16 protein-coding genes are annotated in these 14,252 nt (G+C 71.5%); 7 read left to right on the top strand and 9 right to left on the bottom strand.

All coding sequences use genetic code 11. The annotated features are described in order from the left end of the window. Positions 1 to 31 precede the first annotated feature (31 nt). The 3 genes from pyk to DV20_RS22680 all read right to left on the bottom strand — a co-directional run bounded on the left by pyk (position 32) and on the right by DV20_RS22680 (position 3,472). Positions 32 to 1,456: a pyruvate kinase gene (gene pyk, locus DV20_RS22690; RefSeq protein ID WP_043783700.1), complete on the bottom strand. Its 1,425-nt coding sequence runs from the start codon at positions 1,454 to 1,456 to the stop codon at positions 32 to 34. A gap of 81 nt (positions 1,457 to 1,537) precedes the next feature. After that, positions 1,538 to 2,203, bottom strand: coding sequence for a DUF2461 domain-containing protein (locus tag DV20_RS22685; protein ID WP_043783450.1), 666 nt, complete (start codon positions 2,201 to 2,203; stop codon positions 1,538 to 1,540). Between the two features lie 54 nt (positions 2,204 to 2,257). Then, on the bottom strand, positions 2,258 to 3,472 hold the full coding sequence (locus DV20_RS22680) for a glycoside hydrolase family 18 protein (RefSeq protein WP_043783448.1): 1,215 nt from the start codon (positions 3,470 to 3,472) through the stop codon (positions 2,258 to 2,260). A 157-nt stretch (positions 3,473 to 3,629) separates the two neighbouring features. On the opposite strand from DV20_RS22680, the gene DV20_RS22675 reads away from it, so the two are divergent. Next, positions 3,630 to 3,929, top strand: a complete 300-nt coding sequence (locus DV20_RS22675) for an ArsR/SmtB family transcription factor (protein WP_200876484.1) — start codon at positions 3,630 to 3,632, stop codon at positions 3,927 to 3,929. 4 nt (positions 3,930 to 3,933) lie between these two features. On the opposite strand, the gene DV20_RS22670 is transcribed toward DV20_RS22675, so the two are convergent. Beyond that, positions 3,934 to 4,260 carry a winged helix-turn-helix transcriptional regulator gene (locus tag DV20_RS22670; RefSeq protein ID WP_043783443.1) on the bottom strand — a complete coding sequence of 109 codons (327 nt, stop codon included), beginning with the start codon at positions 4,258 to 4,260 and terminating at the stop codon, positions 3,934 to 3,936. A 67-nt stretch (positions 4,261 to 4,327) separates the two neighbouring features. Here DV20_RS22670 and DV20_RS22665 point away from each other — a divergent pair, with 67 nt between their 5' ends. Both DV20_RS22665 and DV20_RS22660 read left to right on the top strand, forming a co-directional pair. Further along, entirely contained in the window at positions 4,328 to 4,810 is a 483-nt protein-coding gene (locus DV20_RS22665) for a group II truncated hemoglobin (RefSeq protein WP_043783442.1), read from the top strand. A 34-nt stretch (positions 4,811 to 4,844) separates the two neighbouring features. Beyond that, entirely contained in the window at positions 4,845 to 6,281 is a 1,437-nt protein-coding gene (locus tag DV20_RS22660; RefSeq protein ID WP_043783440.1) for an aromatic amino acid ammonia-lyase, read from the top strand. Between the two features lie 78 nt (positions 6,282 to 6,359). On the opposite strand, the gene DV20_RS22655 is transcribed toward DV20_RS22660, so the two are convergent. Beyond that, complete coding sequence (locus DV20_RS22655) at positions 6,360 to 7,385, bottom strand: 6-phosphofructokinase (protein WP_043783438.1); 1,026 nt, start codon at positions 7,383 to 7,385, stop codon at positions 6,360 to 6,362. Positions 7,386 to 7,667: 282 nt separating this feature from the next. Between DV20_RS22655 and DV20_RS22650 the strand changes: the two genes are divergently transcribed. Further along, complete coding sequence (locus tag DV20_RS22650; protein WP_043783436.1) at positions 7,668 to 8,750, top strand: 3-deoxy-7-phosphoheptulonate synthase; 1,083 nt, start codon at positions 7,668 to 7,670, stop codon at positions 8,748 to 8,750. Positions 8,751 to 8,913: 163 nt separating this feature from the next. On the opposite strand, the gene DV20_RS22645 is transcribed toward DV20_RS22650, so the two are convergent. Beyond that, positions 8,914 to 9,402: a polyadenylate-specific 3'-exoribonuclease AS gene (locus tag DV20_RS22645; RefSeq protein WP_043783434.1), complete on the bottom strand. Its 489-nt coding sequence runs from the start codon at positions 9,400 to 9,402 to the stop codon at positions 8,914 to 8,916. A gap of 17 nt (positions 9,403 to 9,419) precedes the next feature. Continuing rightward, positions 9,420 to 10,181 carry a lysophospholipid acyltransferase family protein gene (locus DV20_RS22640; RefSeq protein WP_043783432.1) on the bottom strand — a complete coding sequence of 254 codons (762 nt, stop codon included), beginning with the start codon at positions 10,179 to 10,181 and terminating at the stop codon, positions 9,420 to 9,422. A gap of 213 nt (positions 10,182 to 10,394) precedes the next feature. Between DV20_RS22640 and DV20_RS22635 the strand changes: the two genes are divergently transcribed. The 3 genes from DV20_RS22635 to DV20_RS22625 are packed head-to-tail and all read left to right on the top strand — an operon-like array spanning position 10,395 to position 12,815. Beyond that, positions 10,395 to 11,162 carry an alpha/beta hydrolase gene (locus tag DV20_RS22635; protein ID WP_043783430.1) on the top strand — a complete coding sequence of 256 codons (768 nt, stop codon included), beginning with the start codon at positions 10,395 to 10,397 and terminating at the stop codon, positions 11,160 to 11,162. Beyond that, on the top strand, positions 11,159 to 11,665 hold the full coding sequence (locus tag DV20_RS22630; RefSeq protein WP_043783428.1) for a hypothetical protein: 507 nt from the start codon (positions 11,159 to 11,161) through the stop codon (positions 11,663 to 11,665). Before DV20_RS22635 ends, DV20_RS22630 begins: the two co-directional genes overlap by 4 nt. Positions 11,666 to 11,675: 10 nt before the next feature. Then, entirely contained in the window at positions 11,676 to 12,815 is a 1,140-nt protein-coding gene (locus DV20_RS22625; RefSeq protein ID WP_043783426.1) for a glutamate--cysteine ligase, read from the top strand. On the opposite strand, the gene DV20_RS22620 is transcribed toward DV20_RS22625, so the two are convergent. Both DV20_RS22620 and DV20_RS22615 read right to left on the bottom strand, forming a co-directional pair. Next, the gene (locus DV20_RS22620) at positions 12,812 to 13,657 is read right to left on the bottom strand and encodes an NUDIX hydrolase (RefSeq protein WP_043783424.1); all 846 of its coding nucleotides are present in this window, start codon (positions 13,655 to 13,657) and stop codon (positions 12,812 to 12,814) included. The genes DV20_RS22625 and DV20_RS22620 overlap by 4 nt on opposite strands. Then, on the bottom strand, positions 13,654 to 14,250 hold the full coding sequence (locus DV20_RS22615; protein ID WP_235190919.1) for a TetR/AcrR family transcriptional regulator: 597 nt from the start codon (positions 14,248 to 14,250) through the stop codon (positions 13,654 to 13,656). Before DV20_RS22615 ends, DV20_RS22620 begins: the two co-directional genes overlap by 4 nt. Positions 14,251 to 14,252 lie beyond the last annotated feature (2 nt).

Below are 14,252 nucleotides of genomic sequence, written 5' to 3'. Positions count from 1 at the left end.
GACCTTATGTGCTGAACGGGTGACGCGTCCCTTATGCGTGGTCGTCTTCACCGAGGCGGTGCACGCGGATCAGGTTGGTCGACCCGACGGTGCCCGGCGGGGAACCGGCCACGATGACGACCAGGTCGCCCTTCTGGTACTTGCCCATCTCCAGCATCGCGTGGTCGACCTGCTGGATCATCTGGTCGGTGGAGTTGACCTGCGGGACGATGTGGGTGTTGGTGCCCCAGGTCATCGACAGCTGGCTGCGCACGCACTCCTCGGGCGTGAACGCCAGCAGCGGCAGCCGGGTGTGCAGCCGCGCGAGGCGGCGCACGGTGTCACCGGACTGCGTGAAAGCGACCAGGGCCTTCGCGTTCAGCCGCTCGCCGATGTCGCGGGCGGCGTAGCTGATGACGCCGCGCTTCGTGCGCGGGACGTGCGACAGCGGCGGCACGATCGGCGAGTCGGTCTCGACCGCCTCGATGATGCGGCCCATCGTTTCCACGACCTCGATCGCGTATCGGCCGACCGAGGTCTCGCCGGACAGCATCAGCGCGTCGGCGCCGTCGAGCACCGCGTTGGCGACGTCGGAGGCCTCGGCGCGGGTGGGCCGGGAGTTGTTGATCATCGACTCAAGCATCTGCGTGGCGACGATGACCGGCTTCGCGTTCTCGCGGCAGATCTGGATGGCGCGCTTCTGCACCAGCGGGACCTGCTCCAGCGGCAGCTCGACGCCGAGGTCACCGCGGGCGACCATCACCGCGTCGAAGGCCAGCACGATGGCTTCGAGGTTGTAGACGGCTTCGGGCTTCTCGATCTTGGCGACCACCGGCAGCCGGCCCTTGCCGACGCGGTCCATCACCTGGTGGACCAGGTCGATGTCGGCCGGCGAGCGGACGAAGGACAGGGCGATGAAGTCGACGCCCAGCTCGAGCGCGAACTCGAGGTCCTCGATGTCCTTCTCGGACAGCGCCGGCACGGAGACGTCCATGCCGGGCAGCGAGACGCCCTTGTTGTTGCTGACCGGGCCGCCTTCGGTGACCTCGCAGACCACGTCCTGGCCTTCGACGCCCTTGACCACCAGGCCGACCTTACCGTCGTCGACGAGCAGGCGGTCGCCGGGCTTGGCGTCCCTCGCCAGGCCCTTGTAGGTGGTCGAGACCCGGTCGTGGGTGCCGGCGACGTCCTCGACGGTGATCCGGACGACATCGCCGGTGTGCCACTCGACCGGGCCGCCGGCGAACGTGCCCAGGCGGATCTTCGGGCCCTGCAGGTCGGCGAGGATGCCCACCGCGCGGCCGCTGTCGGCGGCGGCGCCCCGGATCAGGTCGTAGACCTGCTTGTGGTCGCTGTGGCTGCCGTGGCTGAAGTTCATTCTGGCCACGTCCATGCCGGCATCCACCAGGGCCCGCATCTTTTCCGGGGTCGCGGTGGCGGGGCCCAGGGTACAAACGATCTTCGCGCGTCGGCTCACGTCCACATAGCGTAGACCCTCTTCGCTCGTACGTCTGTACCGATCCCGAATGTTCAAGAAAGTGTTCAGAACCCGCCCTGGTCAGCGGCGTGGTTGTGCGCTGGGGCCGACCCGGTCGCGGGCCCACTCGTTGAACTCGCGTACCTGCCGCCAGGCCTTTTTCACCCGATCGAGCGCCCCCCGCTCGTGCAGGACGTCATCCGGCTCCCACCCCCGGACCGCGTACACCGACCGGTAGCGCAGCAGCTCCAGCCGGGGGTGATCGGCGTCGAACCCGCGCGGCTTCGACTTCAGCCGGTCGCCCCGGACCTCCCAGCCCGCCCGCTCCAGCTTCGCGAGGATCTTCCGCAGCGCTTCGCCGTGCAGCTCGGTGTCGACGGCCTGGCGGAACCGCGCGATCTGGTCGGACGCCAGGTGGAAGCACCCGCCGCCGACGCGCAGGCCGGCCGGCCCGACCTCGACGTAGTAGGCGCCGCCGCCGCGGCCCTGCTCGATCACCCCGCCGCAGTGGGTCTTGTACGGCGTCTTGTCCTTGGCGAACCGGACGTCCCGGTACGGGCGGAACACCTTGGGCTCGCCGAAGCCGTCCGAGAACTCGGGCGCCAGCTCGGCCAGCAGCGCTTCCATCGGGGCCCGGACGTCGGACTTGTACGTCTCGACGTGGTCGTCCCAGTAGGGCTTGGAGTTGTCCTCCACCAGGCCGTCGAAGAAGTCGACGGCGTACTCGCCGAATCCGGTGAACTTCACGCCCGCGACAGTAAACGGGGGCACCGACGACTTCCGCCGGTGCCCCCGTGCGCGCTACTTCGCGACGGCGGTGATCAGCTCGCCGTTCGCGGTGTCCCCCGAGAGCTCCCAGAACATCGCGCCGCCCAGGCCCTGGGTCCTGGCGTAGGAGATCTTGCCGGCGATGGTCGCCGGGGTGTCGTAGCTCCACCAGTTGCCGCCGCACTTGGCGTACGCGGTGCCGGCGACCGTGCCGGTGGCCGGGCAGGTGCTCTTGAGGACCTTGTAGTCCTCGATGCCCTGCTCGTACTTGCCGGGCGCCGGGCCGGTCGCGGTGCCGCCCGGGGCGCTCTGCGTGACGCCGGTCCAGCCGCGGCCGTAGAAGCCGATGCCCAGCAACAGCTTCGCCGCCGGGACGCCCTTGCTCTTGAGCTTCTGGACGGCCGCGTCGGAGTAGAAGCCCGCGGTCGGGATGCCCGAGTAGGACGTCAACGGCGAGTGCGGAGCCGTCGGACCCTGCGCCGCCCAGGCGCCGAAGTAGTCGTAGGTCATCACGTTGTACCAGTCGACGTACTGCGCGGCGCCGCCGTAGTCGGCCGCGTCGATCTTGCCGCCGCTCGTGCCGTCGGCGGTGATCGCCGCGGTGACCAGCTTCGAGCCGAACTTGGCACGCAAGGCCTGGAGGATGTTCTTGAACGCCGTCGCGCCGCTGGTGTCGCACGACAGGCCGCAGGCGTTGGGGTACTCCCAGTCGATGTCGATGCCGTCGAAGACACCCGCCCAGCGCGGGTCGTTGACCAGGTTGTAGCAGGAGTTCGCGAACGCGGCCGGGTTCTGCGCGGCCTGCGCGAAGCCGCCCGACCAGGTCCAGCCGCCGAAGGACCAGAGGACCTTCAGGCCGGGGTGCTTGGCCTTGAGCTTCTTGAGCTGGTTGAAGCTGCCGGCGAGGGGTTGGTCCCACGTGTCGGCGACGCCGTCGACGCTGCCCGCGGCGTCGTAGGTCTTCTGGTAGTCGGCGTAGGCGTCGCCGATCGCGCAGCCGCCGTTCGTCACGTTGCCGAAGGCGTAGTTGATGTGGGTGAGCTTGGCCGCCGAGCCCGACGTCTCGATGTTCTTGACGTGGTAGTTGCGGTCGTAGACCCCCCATTCGGTGAAGTAGCCGACCACCTTGCCGACGGAGGCGTCGGTCGCGGCGGCCGCCACCGGGGCGGTGGCGCCGCCCGCGACGAGACCCGCGGCGGCCGCCACGGCCAGCAGGGCCGAGAAGCTCTTCCTGCGCAGACGGGACATGCGTTCTCCCTTCCGGGAATTTCTCACGGACACGGTGCCGGAGTGGTGGGGACCACACTCACCGTAAGTGGACTAGACCACTAGGTCAATGGTTCAGACCATGGGAGGTCCACATTCCTTGACAGGAATATGCCCGGCGGAGCACATTTCACGGGTGATGCAGACTTTCGACGTCCTCGCCGAGCCGCGGCGCCGGACCATCCTCGACCTGCTGCGCGACGGTGAGCGCTCGGTCGGCGAGCTGGTCGAGCAGCTGGAGCTGAGCCAGCCCGCGGTGTCCAAGCACCTGCGGGTGCTGCGCGAAGCCGGGCTGGTGACGGTGCGCGTCGCGGCGCAGCGGCGGTGCTACGCGCTGCGCCCGGAGCCCCTGGCCGAGGTCGACGCCTGGCTGGCGCCCTACCGCCGCTTCTGGTCGGACCGGCTCGACGCGCTGGAGCGCCGCCTGGACGAAACCTGAGCCCTCAGCCGAACGCGATCCCCCGCTCCGCCGCCCGGCGCTCACCCCACTCGTACAGCGCCGTCAGCGCCGGGCGCAGCTCCTCCCCCACCGCCGTCAGGTGGTACTCGACGTGCGGGACCCGGCCGTCGAACTCCTCGCGGCGGACGATGCCGTCCGCGGCCAGCTCGCGCAGCTGCTGGGTCAGCATCTTCTCGCTCACCCCCGGCATCCGGCGCCGCAGCTCGCCGTAGCGGTGGGCGCCCTCCTTGAGGTGGGCCAGGATCACCGGTTTCCACTTGCCGCCGATGAGGTCGACCGCCAGCTCCGTCGCGCAGTGGTACCGCTTCATCCCGCTCCCCCTACGCACCGGAAAGTACGTGGTTGCCCGGCCGGGGCACCACTGGTTGCCTGATCCGGTGATCGTGCCAGAACCCCCGCCCGCCCCCACGCTCTACGACTGGGCCGGTGGCCACGAGGCCCTCGTCGAGCTGCTGACGATCTTCTACGGCCACGTCCTCGAAGACCCGCTGCTCGAACCTGTCTTCCGCGACATGGACCCGCACCACGCCGAGCACGTCGCCGTCTGGCTGGGCGAGGTGTTCGGCGGGCCGGCCGGGTACTCCGCGAGCCACGGCGGGCACGCGCACATGATCGGCCGCCACCTCGGCCGCGGGATCACCGAGCGGCAGCGCCGCCGGTGGGTGTCCCTGCTGCTCGACGCGGCCGACGAGGCCGGCCTGCCCGCCGACCCGGAGTTCCGGGCGGCGTTCGCCGGCTACCTCGAGTGGGGCAGCCGCCTGGCCGTGATCTTCTCCGCGCCCGGCGCCGAGCCGAACCTCCACGAACCGGTCCCGCGGTGGGATTGGCCGGTACCGCCCTGGCAGCCGTCGTCGCCTTAGCCGCATAGTGAGGGCGGCCGGAAGGAGGCTGCCGTTGATCCGGGTGGACGGCCGGACCCTCAGGTGCGCGGACGTCGTCGCCGCGGCACGCACCGAGGGACCGCTGGAGATCGACGTCTCGATCGCCGCGCTGCGGGCGGCCGAGCACGCGTGGAAGCTGGCCGGGGAACTGAGCACGCGCCGGGTGGTCTACGGCCGGACCACCGGCGTCGGCGCCAACAAGGACGACCCGGTCGAGAGCTCCGTGGAGCACGGCCTGCGGCTGCTGCGCAGCCACGCGGGCGGCAGCGGCGACGAGATGCCGCCCGGCCAGGTCCGCGCCATGCTGCTGATCCGGCTCAACCAGCTCCTCACCGGCCGGTCCGGGCTCAGCCCCGAGCTGATCGGCGCGCTGGCCGAAGCCGTGCGCACCGGCGCGCGGCCGCGGGTGCACCGGCTCGGCGCGATCGGCACCGGCGACCTGGCCCCACTGGCCGAGGCGGCGCTGGCGCTCACCGGCGAACGGCCGTGGGTCACCGGGCACGTCCCGCCGGTGCCGGTGCGGGCCGGCGACGCGCTGGCGTTCATGAGCAGCAACGCGGCGACGCTCGCCGAAGCGACCCTTGCCGCGATGCGGCTGAACACGCTGACCCGCGCGAGCCACGCCGTCGCGGCACTGACGTATGTCGCGCTCGACGGCAACCCCGAGGCGTACGCGACGCCGGTGCACGAAGCGCGTCCGCACGCGGGCCAGGTCGCCTGCGCGGCCGAGATGCGGCGGCTGCTGGGCATGCACCAGACCCCGAAGCCGGGACGCCGGATCCAGGACCCGTTCGGGCTGCGGGCGTTCCCGCAGGTCCAGGGCCCGGCGCTGGACGCGGTCCACTACCTGCGGGACGTGCTCGCCGTCGAGATCAACGCGAGCACGGAGAACCCGATGATCTCCACGGTGCACAACGACGCCTACCACCACGCGCACTTCCACACGGCGTACGTGTCGACGGCGCTGGACCAGGCGCGGGCGACCGTGCACCAGGTGGCCGAGCTGTCGGTGGCGCGCCTCGGCGACCTGGTGGAGCCGGAGTTCACCGGGCTGCGGCCGTTCCTGGCGGCGGGGCCGCCGGGCAGCTCCGGCGTGATGATCCTGGAGTACGTGGCGCACGACGCGCTGACGGAGCTGCGTCAGGCGGCCCTTCCGGCGACCCTCGGCACGGCGGTGGTCTCGCGCGGCATCGAGGACCACGCGAGCTTCTCGACCCAGGCGGCCCGCGCGGCCACGGCGGCGTGTTCGGCGTACCAGCAGGTGCTGGCGTGCGAGCTGGTGGCGGCGGTCCGGGCGCTGCGGATGCGGGAGGCGGATCTGGTGGAGCTGCCGGTGCGGGAGGCGTTCGACGCCGCCTCGGCCGTGCTGGACCCCGGCCTCGACGACCGGCCGCTCACCGGGGACATCGCCGCCGCCGTCGGGGTCCTGGACCGGCTGGCCCGCATCTAGGGTGCCCGTGCGGCAGCGTCCCCTGAACGCGCGAAGGGCCGCCCCGGGGAATCCCGGAGCGGCCCTTCGACGGCAGGCTCAGCCGAAGAAGACTTCGGCTTCCTGGTAGCGCTCGACCGGGACGGTCTTCAGCTCGGCCGTCGCCTCGGACAGCTTCACGCGGACGATGTCCGTGCCCTTGAGGGCGACCATCACGCCGAAGTCGCCGTCCGCGACCGCGTCGACCGCGTTGAGGCCGAAGCGGGTCGCGAGGACGCGGTCGTAGGCCGTCGGGGTGCCGCCGCGCTGGACGTGGCCCAGCACGACCGCGCGGGACTCCTTGCCGGTGCGGTGGGCGATCTCGTCGGCCAGCCAGGTGCCGATGCCGCCGAGGCGGACGTGCCCGAAGGCGTCCTTCTCGCCGGTGAGCAGCTTCTCCTCGCCGCCCTCGGGCAGCGCGCCCTCGGCGACGACGATGATCGGCGCGTACTCCTTCTCGAAGCGGCGCTCGACCCAGGAGACGACCTGGTCGACGTTGAAGTGCTTCTCCGGCACCAGGATGACGCTCGCGCCGCCGGCCAGGCCGGAGTGCAGCGCGATCCAGCCGGCGTGGCGGCCCATGACCTCCACGACCAGCGCCCGGTGGTGCGACTCGGCCGTGGTGTGCAGCCGGTCGATCGCCTCGGTCGCGATGGAGACCGCGGTGTCGAAGCCGAAGGTGTAGTCGGTCGCGCCGAGGTCGTTGTCGATCGTCTTGGGTACACCCACGACGCCGACGCCGTCGTCGGTCAGCCGCTTCGCGACGCCGAGGGTGTCCTCGCCGCCGATCGCGATCAGCGCGTCGACGCCCTGGTCGGCGAGGACCTGCTTGATCTTGTCGACGCCGCCCTCGACCTTGTACGGGTTGGTGCGCGAGGACCGCAGGATGGTGCCGCCGCGGGTGAGGATGTCCTCGACGTCGTTCAGGCCCAGCGGGCGGCTGTCGCCGGTCAGCGGGCCGTTCCAGCCGTTGCGGAAGCCCACGAAGTCCCAGCCGTGCACCTCGATGCCCTTGCGCACCACCGCGCGGATCACCGCGTTGAGCCCCGGGCAGTCGCCGCCGCCGGTCAGCACACCGACACGCATGAGAAGCCTCCGTCTGTTCTCGGGAGATGACAGTCACATTTCGTCAGTCGTCAGCGTAGCGGCTCACGTCTTGATCGGTGCAGCCCCTACCACCTGCCGGATCGGTCCGGGTGACGCTGTGCTACGTTGACGCCCATGCAGCGCTATTTCTGGTTTACGAAGCCGGCCCCGGGTGGGCACGGCGGCGTGAACCTGCGCTGACTCCCACCCCGAGCCGGATCTCACAACCGGCTCGGCGAGTCCCCCGCGGGTCGGTGTCCACCAGGAAGGAACACCCCCGCCATGACGCTCTCCGCCGGGCCGGCCACCATCGGTGACCTCGACGCCGCGCGCACCACGTCGATCAGTCCGCTCATTTCGCCCGCACTGCTGCGCGAAGACCATCCGGTCGACGCCGCCGTCGCGAAGGTGGTCCGCCACGGCCGCGCCGAAACGGTCGACATCCTCGAAGGCCGCGACGACCGGCTGCTCGTCGTCGTCGGCCCGTGCTCGGTGCACGACCCGGAAGCGGCCCTCGACTACGCCCGCCGCCTGGCCGCGAAGGCCGAGGAGCTGCGCGAAGACCTGCACGTCGTGATGCGCGTGTACTTCGAGAAGCCGCGCACCACGCTGGGCTGGAAGGGCCTGATCAACGACCCGGACCTCGACGGCACGTTCGCCGTCAACAAGGGCCTGCGGATGGCGCGCAAGCTGCTGCTCGACGTCTCCGGGCTGGGCCTGCCGGTCGGGTGCGAGTTCCTCGACCCGATCACGCCGCAGTTCATCTCCGACATCGTCACGTGGGGCTCGATCGGCGCGCGCACGGCGGCGAGCCAGGTCCACCGCCAGCTGTGCAGCGCGCTGTCGATGCCGGTGGGCATCAAGAACTCGACCGAGGGCGACGTCCAGGTGGCGATCGACGCCACCCGCGCGGCGGCGGCGAGCCACGTGTTCCCGGGCATCAACACGGACGGCCTCGCGGCCCTGCTGACGACGTCGGGCAACCCGGACTGCCACGTGATCCTGCGCGGCCACAACGGCGGCCCGAACTACGACGCCGGCACGGTCGCCGACACACTGGCGCGGCTGGCGAAGGCGGGGTTGCCGGAGCGGGTGATCATCGACGCCTCGCACGGCAACAGCGGCAAGGACCACGTGCGCCAGGGCGCGGTGGTGTCCGAGCTGGCGGCGCGCCTCGCATCGGGCGAGCGCGGCATCTCGGGGCTGATGATGGAGAGCTTCCTGGCCGGTGGGCGGCAGGACCTTTCGCTGGGACACGCCGCGGAGCTGACCTACGGGCAGTCGATCACGGACGCGTGCCTGGCCTGGGACGACACGGCACCGCTGCTGGACGAGCTCGCCTCGGCGGTGCGGGCGCGCCGCTGACCCGCGGCTTGCACGGCGGCCGGTCGGGGGCCCGCACGCCCGCGACCGGCCGCGCCGGAGGAATGCCCGGATCACCTCGGCGAAGTCCCGGAGGCCCTCGGCGCTGCCGGTAACGGGGAAACCGGGGGGTGCCCCGCGGCCGGCGGCCCGGCGGGTCGGCGGGTCAGCGGCGCGGGAAGTAGTTCTCGATCACTTCCCACCGAGCCAGATTGTGCTTCGCGTCGGCGAGAGCGTCGTGCTGGTCGGTCGGCGCCGCCGGGAGCTTTGGCTTTCCCGCGTCCTCCCACCGCTGGCGCAGGTCACGCGTGAAGCGGGGCAGCTGCCGGGGCAGTGCCGGCATCGGGCCCCACAGCTGGGCCAGCGCCACGTGGTCGTACGCCGCGAACCAGGCCCACAGCTCGATGCCGCCCGGGGGCTTGCCGAAGAACTCCAGCAGGTCGTTGCGGATCTTTTCCCGGCTGCGCCACGCCCGGTCGGCCGGGGAGGGCAGCTTGTCCAGGACGTTGTCGCGGACCCACGGTCCCGCCTTCGCGGGGTCGAACTCCGTCGAGACCGCGTAGAACTCGCGGCCCTGCTCGTCCACCACCCCGATCGACACCAAATCGATCGTCACGCCGTCTTCGATGAACTCGGTGTCGTAGAAAAAACGCACTGGTGAACAGTAGTGGGTCAGCCGACCTTGGAGTCGGGCACCCGGGCCGCGTCGCGGGCGGACGGCTGGGCGGGCACCGTGGGCTTGACCCCGGCCGCCTCCGCCGCCAGCAGCTCCTTCGCCTTCGCCGCGTAGATGTCGACGTACTCCTGGCCCGACAGCTCCATCAAGGCGTACATGATCTCGTCGGTGATCGACCGCTCGATGAAGCGGTCACCCGACAGACCCTCGTAGCGCGAGAAGTCCAGGGGCTTGCCGAAGCGGACCTCGAGGCGGCGCGGCCACCACATCTTCGAGCCGATCGGGTTGACCTTGTCCGTGCCGACCATCGCGACCGGGATCACCACGCCGCCCGACTCCAGGGCGATGCGAGCCACGCCCGTCTTGCCCTTGTACAGGCGCCCGTCCGGGGAGCGGGTGCCCTCCGGGTAGATACCCAGCAGGTGCCCCTCGCGGACCAGGCGGGTCGCCGTGTCGAGGGCGGCCTGGGCGGCGTTGCCGCCGGAACGGTCGATCGGGAACTGGCCGACGCCGGTGAAGAACCACTTCTTGAGCGTGCCCTTGAAGCCGGGCTCGGTGAAGTACTCGGACTTGGCCGGGAAGGTCACCTTGCGCTTGACCCGCAGCGGCATGAAGAACGAGTCCGCGACGGCCAGGTGGTTGCCGGCCAGGATCGCGCCACCCGTCTCGGGGATGTTCTCCGCGCCGACGACCTTGGTCGGCCAGAGCGCCTTGAGCAGCGGTCCGAGGAACACCCACTTCATGAGCCAGTACAGCACCGGTGCCTCAGTCCTCCATCGCAGCCGCAGCCCCTGTCCACCCGAGACGAACAGCCTACGAACCCCGACGGCCGCCGCACAACGCCGACCACCCGGTTACCGCTCCGGCAGCGATCGATCTCACAGCGAATTCGGGGCCCGGGCGGACCCCCACAACGTCCGCCGGGCGTGAGAGCATGGAAGGACTGCCCCGCTCTCACGGAAGGCGATCGCATGGGCGTGCTCGCCGGCGCGGAACCGTTCGGCCACACCGGTTCGGCCGAGACCGGGTTCCTGCTCTGCCACGGGTTCACCGGCACCCCGGCGAGCATGCGGGCCTGGGGTGACCACCTGGCCGCGGCCGGGTTCACCGTGCGCTGCCCGCTGCTGCCGGGCCACGGCACCCGCTGGCCGGACCTCAACCGCACGACGTGGGAGGACTGGTACGGCGCCGTCCGCGAGGCGCTGCTCGCCCTGCTCGCGACGTGCAAGAACGTCTTCGTCGGCGGCCTGTCGATGGGCGGCACCCTCACCCTGCGCCTGGCCGAGGAGTTCGGCGACCGGATCGCCGGGATCGTCCTGGTCAACCCGTCGGTGACGCGGCTGAAGTGGGACACGCGGCTGCTGCCGGTGCTGGGCCGGATCGTGCCGTCGGTGCCGGCGATCGCGAACGACATCAAGAAGGCGGGCGAGACGGAGCTGGCCTACCCGCGCACGCCCGTGCGCGCCGCCGCGAGCCTGGCGAAGCTGTGGGCGGTCGTGCGCGCCGACCTGGCGAAGGTGACCCAGCCGGTGCTGCTGCTGCACTCGTCGGTCGACCACGTCGTCGAGCCGGTGAACTCGCAGCTGGTGCTGAAGGGCGTCTCGAGCACCGACGTCACGGAGGTCGTGCTGGAGAACAGCTACCACGTGGCGACGCAGGACAACGACGCCGAAGTGATCTTCACCCGCAGCGTCGAGTTCGCGAAGGCGCACGCCGCCCAGCCCGAGGAGACCGCATGAGCCGGGGGAAGGACGGGCCGGAGGACGTCGACGCGACGTTCGCCGAGATCGTCGCCGACCTGCGGGCCGGCGGGTTCGGGCTCCCCGAGCCGGACACCGCGGACACGACCGACCCGCCCGGGGCCCCGGGTACCGAGCGCAAGACGCCGGAGCGGCCCGCCGAGCCGCCGGCCGTGGAGGCCCCGCCGGAGCCCGGCTGGCGGTCGGGGGGCACGTCGTGGGACACCACGATCTTCTCCGACGACCCGGCCGGCGACGACGAGCACTACGTCCCGCCGGAGCCGCCGCCGCTGCCCCGGCCGAAGATGGGGGCGTTCCTCATCCTGCTGCTGTTCCTGGCCGGGCTGTTCCTGCTGATCCTGCCCGGCGTGATCGGCGTCGGCCCGACCGTGGCGACGCCGCTGGGCATCCTCGCGCTCGCGACGGCGATCGCGCTGCTGCTGCTCCGCGTGCGCCAGGGCCCGCCGCCCGGCGCGGACCCCAGCAACGGCGCCCAGGTCTGACGCGGACGCGATGCACATCGAGTTCAGTCCTTCGCGGCGATCGACCGTCGGCGCGGAATGGGAGCTCGGCCTGGTGGACCGGCGCAGCGGCGAGCTGTCCTCGGTGGCCGAGCAGATCCTCGAGGCCGTCCGGCCCGACGGGCAGGCCGAGCACCCGAAGATCAAGCAGGAGCTGCTGCTCAACACGATCGAGATCATCACCGGCGTCTGCGACACGATCGCCGAGGTCAAGGCGGACCTGAACGACTCGCTCGACGTCGTGCACGGCGTCGCCGACCCGCTCGGCGTCGAGATGTTCTCGGCGGGGACGCACCCGTTCTCCAACTGGTACCAGCAGAAGGTCACCGACAAGGAGCGCTACGCCAAGCTGATCGACCGGACCCAGTGGTGGGGACGGCAGATGCTGATCTACGGCGTCCACATCCACGTCGGGGTCGACCACCGCGAAAAGGTGCTGCCGATCCTGGACGCGCTGCTCAACTACGCGCCGCACCTGCAGGCGCTGTCGGCGTCTTCGCCGTACTGGGGCGCCGAGGACACCGGGTACGCGTCGAACCGGGCGCTGATGTTCCAGCAGCTGCCGACGGCCGGGCTGCCGTTCCAGTTCCGGAAGTGGGCGGAGCTGGAGAACTACGTCGAAGACATGTTCACCACCGGCGTGATCGACAGCTTCTCGGAGATCCGCTGGGACATCCGGCCGTCGCCGAAGCTCGGCACGATCGAGATGCGCGTCTGCGACGGCCTGCCGACGCTGGAGGAGGTCGGCGCGATCGCGGCCCTGACGCAGTGCCTGGTGGACGACTTCGCCGAGCGCCTCGAAGACGGCGAGATCCTCCCCACCCTGCCGCCGTGGCACGTCCAGGAGAACAAGTGGCGCGCGGCCCGCTACGGCACGGACGCGATCGTCATCCTGGACGCGGCCGGGCGCGAGCGGCTGGTCACCGACGACGTGGCCGACCTGCTGGACCGCCTGGAGCCGGTGGCGCGGCGGCTGGACTGCGTGGCCGAGCTGCGCGACGTCGAGACGATCCTGCGGTACGGGCCCAGCTACCGGCGGCAGCGCGCGGTCGCCGAGCAGCACAAGGGCAGCCTGAAGGCCGTGATGGCGTCGCTCGTGGCGGAAATGCGCGACGGGATCCGGAAGGACTAGAGCTTGTCGAGCTGCCGGCGGAGCGTGCCGGGGCCGAGGATCGACGCGCCGAGCGCTTCGACCCGCCGTTTCAGCTCGCGGTCGGCCGTCGCGACGAGGACCTTGGCCCGCTGCTGCTGTGCGACGACCTCGACGATCTTCGAGTCGCCGTCGGTCTCGGCGGCGACGACTTCCACGCCGGGTGCGCCGGTGACGTGCTTGGCCTGGCCTTCGACGACCAGGACGATCCGCGGCCACCAGGACACGGCGGCGTCGTCCGGGTCCGGCAGGCCGGCCTCGGCGAGCTTGCCGAGCTGGTCGCGGAGGCGCTCGGCGGCGCCGTGCCGGTCGCGCCACCAGCCGTCGGGCCGCGAGCCGACGACGTTGGCCGCGTCGACGACCAGGACGAGTTCGCGGCCGACGCGGTCGCGCAGGTCCGGCCACGCGGCGGCGAAGTCGCGGTGGAGGGGGTAACCGGGGACGTCGTCGGGATCCACCCAGCGCACCTCCGCACTTTCGGTGTTGGCGACCCGCGCCTCGGCGCCTTCGGCGAGGGCGAGCACGGTGGTGTAGCTCCATTCCCCGTGGTCGACCACGGAGGCGGAGACGGTCCGGAAGGCTTCGGCGGGCACGGAGGTCTCTTCGAACGCTTCACGGGCGGCCGCGGTGACGGCGGTTTCGCCGGCCTCGATCGCGCCGCCGGGCAAGGCCCAGGTGCGGCCGTGGTGCACCCACCAGGCCCGGCGCTGCAGCAGGACGCCGCGGGCGGGGTCGACGAGCAGCAACCCGGCGGCGCCGTAGCGGCCCCAGTGCAGGTGCCCGCCGGAACAGCGGACGAAGACGCTCGCGGACGGGGGACTCACCCGTCCAGCGTGTCACACGCCGGCCGGGGACCGCTGGTTCCGGGAACGATGCCGTCGACCAGCGTGCGCACGAGCTGGTCGCCGTCGACGCCCCACTTCTCCCGCGCCAGGTGGCCGCTGAGCTCCAGCCCGGCGATGCCGTGCGCGCTCGCCATCAGCAGGGCGCCGTAGCGGCGGGCGTCGGGCTCTCCGACCACGTCGGCGACCATGGCGAGGAACTGGTTCTCCAAGCGGCTCGCGGCCACGGCGGCGGCCGGGTCGTCGGCCGGGGTGGCGAACATCAGCGCGTACCGGTGCGGGGAGCGCCGGCCGACCTCGATGAGGGTGAGCAGGGCCCGTTCGAGCCGTTCGGCCGGCTCCCCCCGCAGCTGTTCGACCTCGTCCGTGACCGCGTTCCACGCGTCGATCGCCAGCCGGGTCAGCAGGTGGGCTTTGTCTTCGAAGTGCCCGTAGGGCGCGCCGCGCGAGACCCCGGCCCGGGCGCCCACGGCGCGCAGCGTCACCGCGTCGGGACCGCCTTCGTCGAGCAGCTCGGACGCCGCGCGCACGAGCGCGTCCCGGGTCGCCGCCGCCGCTTCCGCTCGCGTCACCATGC

Origin of the sequence: Amycolatopsis rifamycinica, from assembly GCF_000695625.1 — a bacterium.
Lineage (GTDB): Bacteria > Actinomycetota > Actinomycetes > Mycobacteriales > Pseudonocardiaceae > Amycolatopsis > Amycolatopsis rifamycinica.
The sequence above is the reverse complement of the archived record's forward strand: the minus strand, read 5'-3'. Positions and strand labels throughout refer to the sequence as shown.

Coding starts and splice junctions, on each gene's coding strand:
- DV20_RS22635 (WP_043783430.1), top strand. CDS start 10,395: ATGGGCGTGCTCGCCGGCGCGGAACCGTTCGGCCACACCGGTTCGGCC.
- DV20_RS22680 (WP_043783448.1), bottom strand. CDS start 3,472: ATGTCCCGTCTGCGCAGGAAGAGCTTCTCGGCCCTGCTGGCCGTGGCG.
- DV20_RS22625 (WP_043783426.1), top strand. CDS start 11,676: ATGCACATCGAGTTCAGTCCTTCGCGGCGATCGACCGTCGGCGCGGAA.
- DV20_RS22675 (WP_200876484.1), top strand. CDS start 3,630: ATGCAGACTTTCGACGTCCTCGCCGAGCCGCGGCGCCGGACCATCCTC.
- DV20_RS22650 (WP_043783436.1), top strand. CDS start 7,668: ATGACGCTCTCCGCCGGGCCGGCCACCATCGGTGACCTCGACGCCGCG.
- DV20_RS22615 (WP_235190919.1), bottom strand. CDS start 14,250: ATGGTGACGCGAGCGGAAGCGGCGGCGGCGACCCGGGACGCGCTCGTG.
- DV20_RS22630 (WP_043783428.1), top strand. CDS start 11,159: ATGAGCCGGGGGAAGGACGGGCCGGAGGACGTCGACGCGACGTTCGCC.
- DV20_RS22670 (WP_043783443.1), bottom strand. CDS start 4,260: ATGAAGCGGTACCACTGCGCGACGGAGCTGGCGGTCGACCTCATCGGC.
- DV20_RS22655 (WP_043783438.1), bottom strand. CDS start 7,385: ATGCGTGTCGGTGTGCTGACCGGCGGCGGCGACTGCCCGGGGCTCAAC.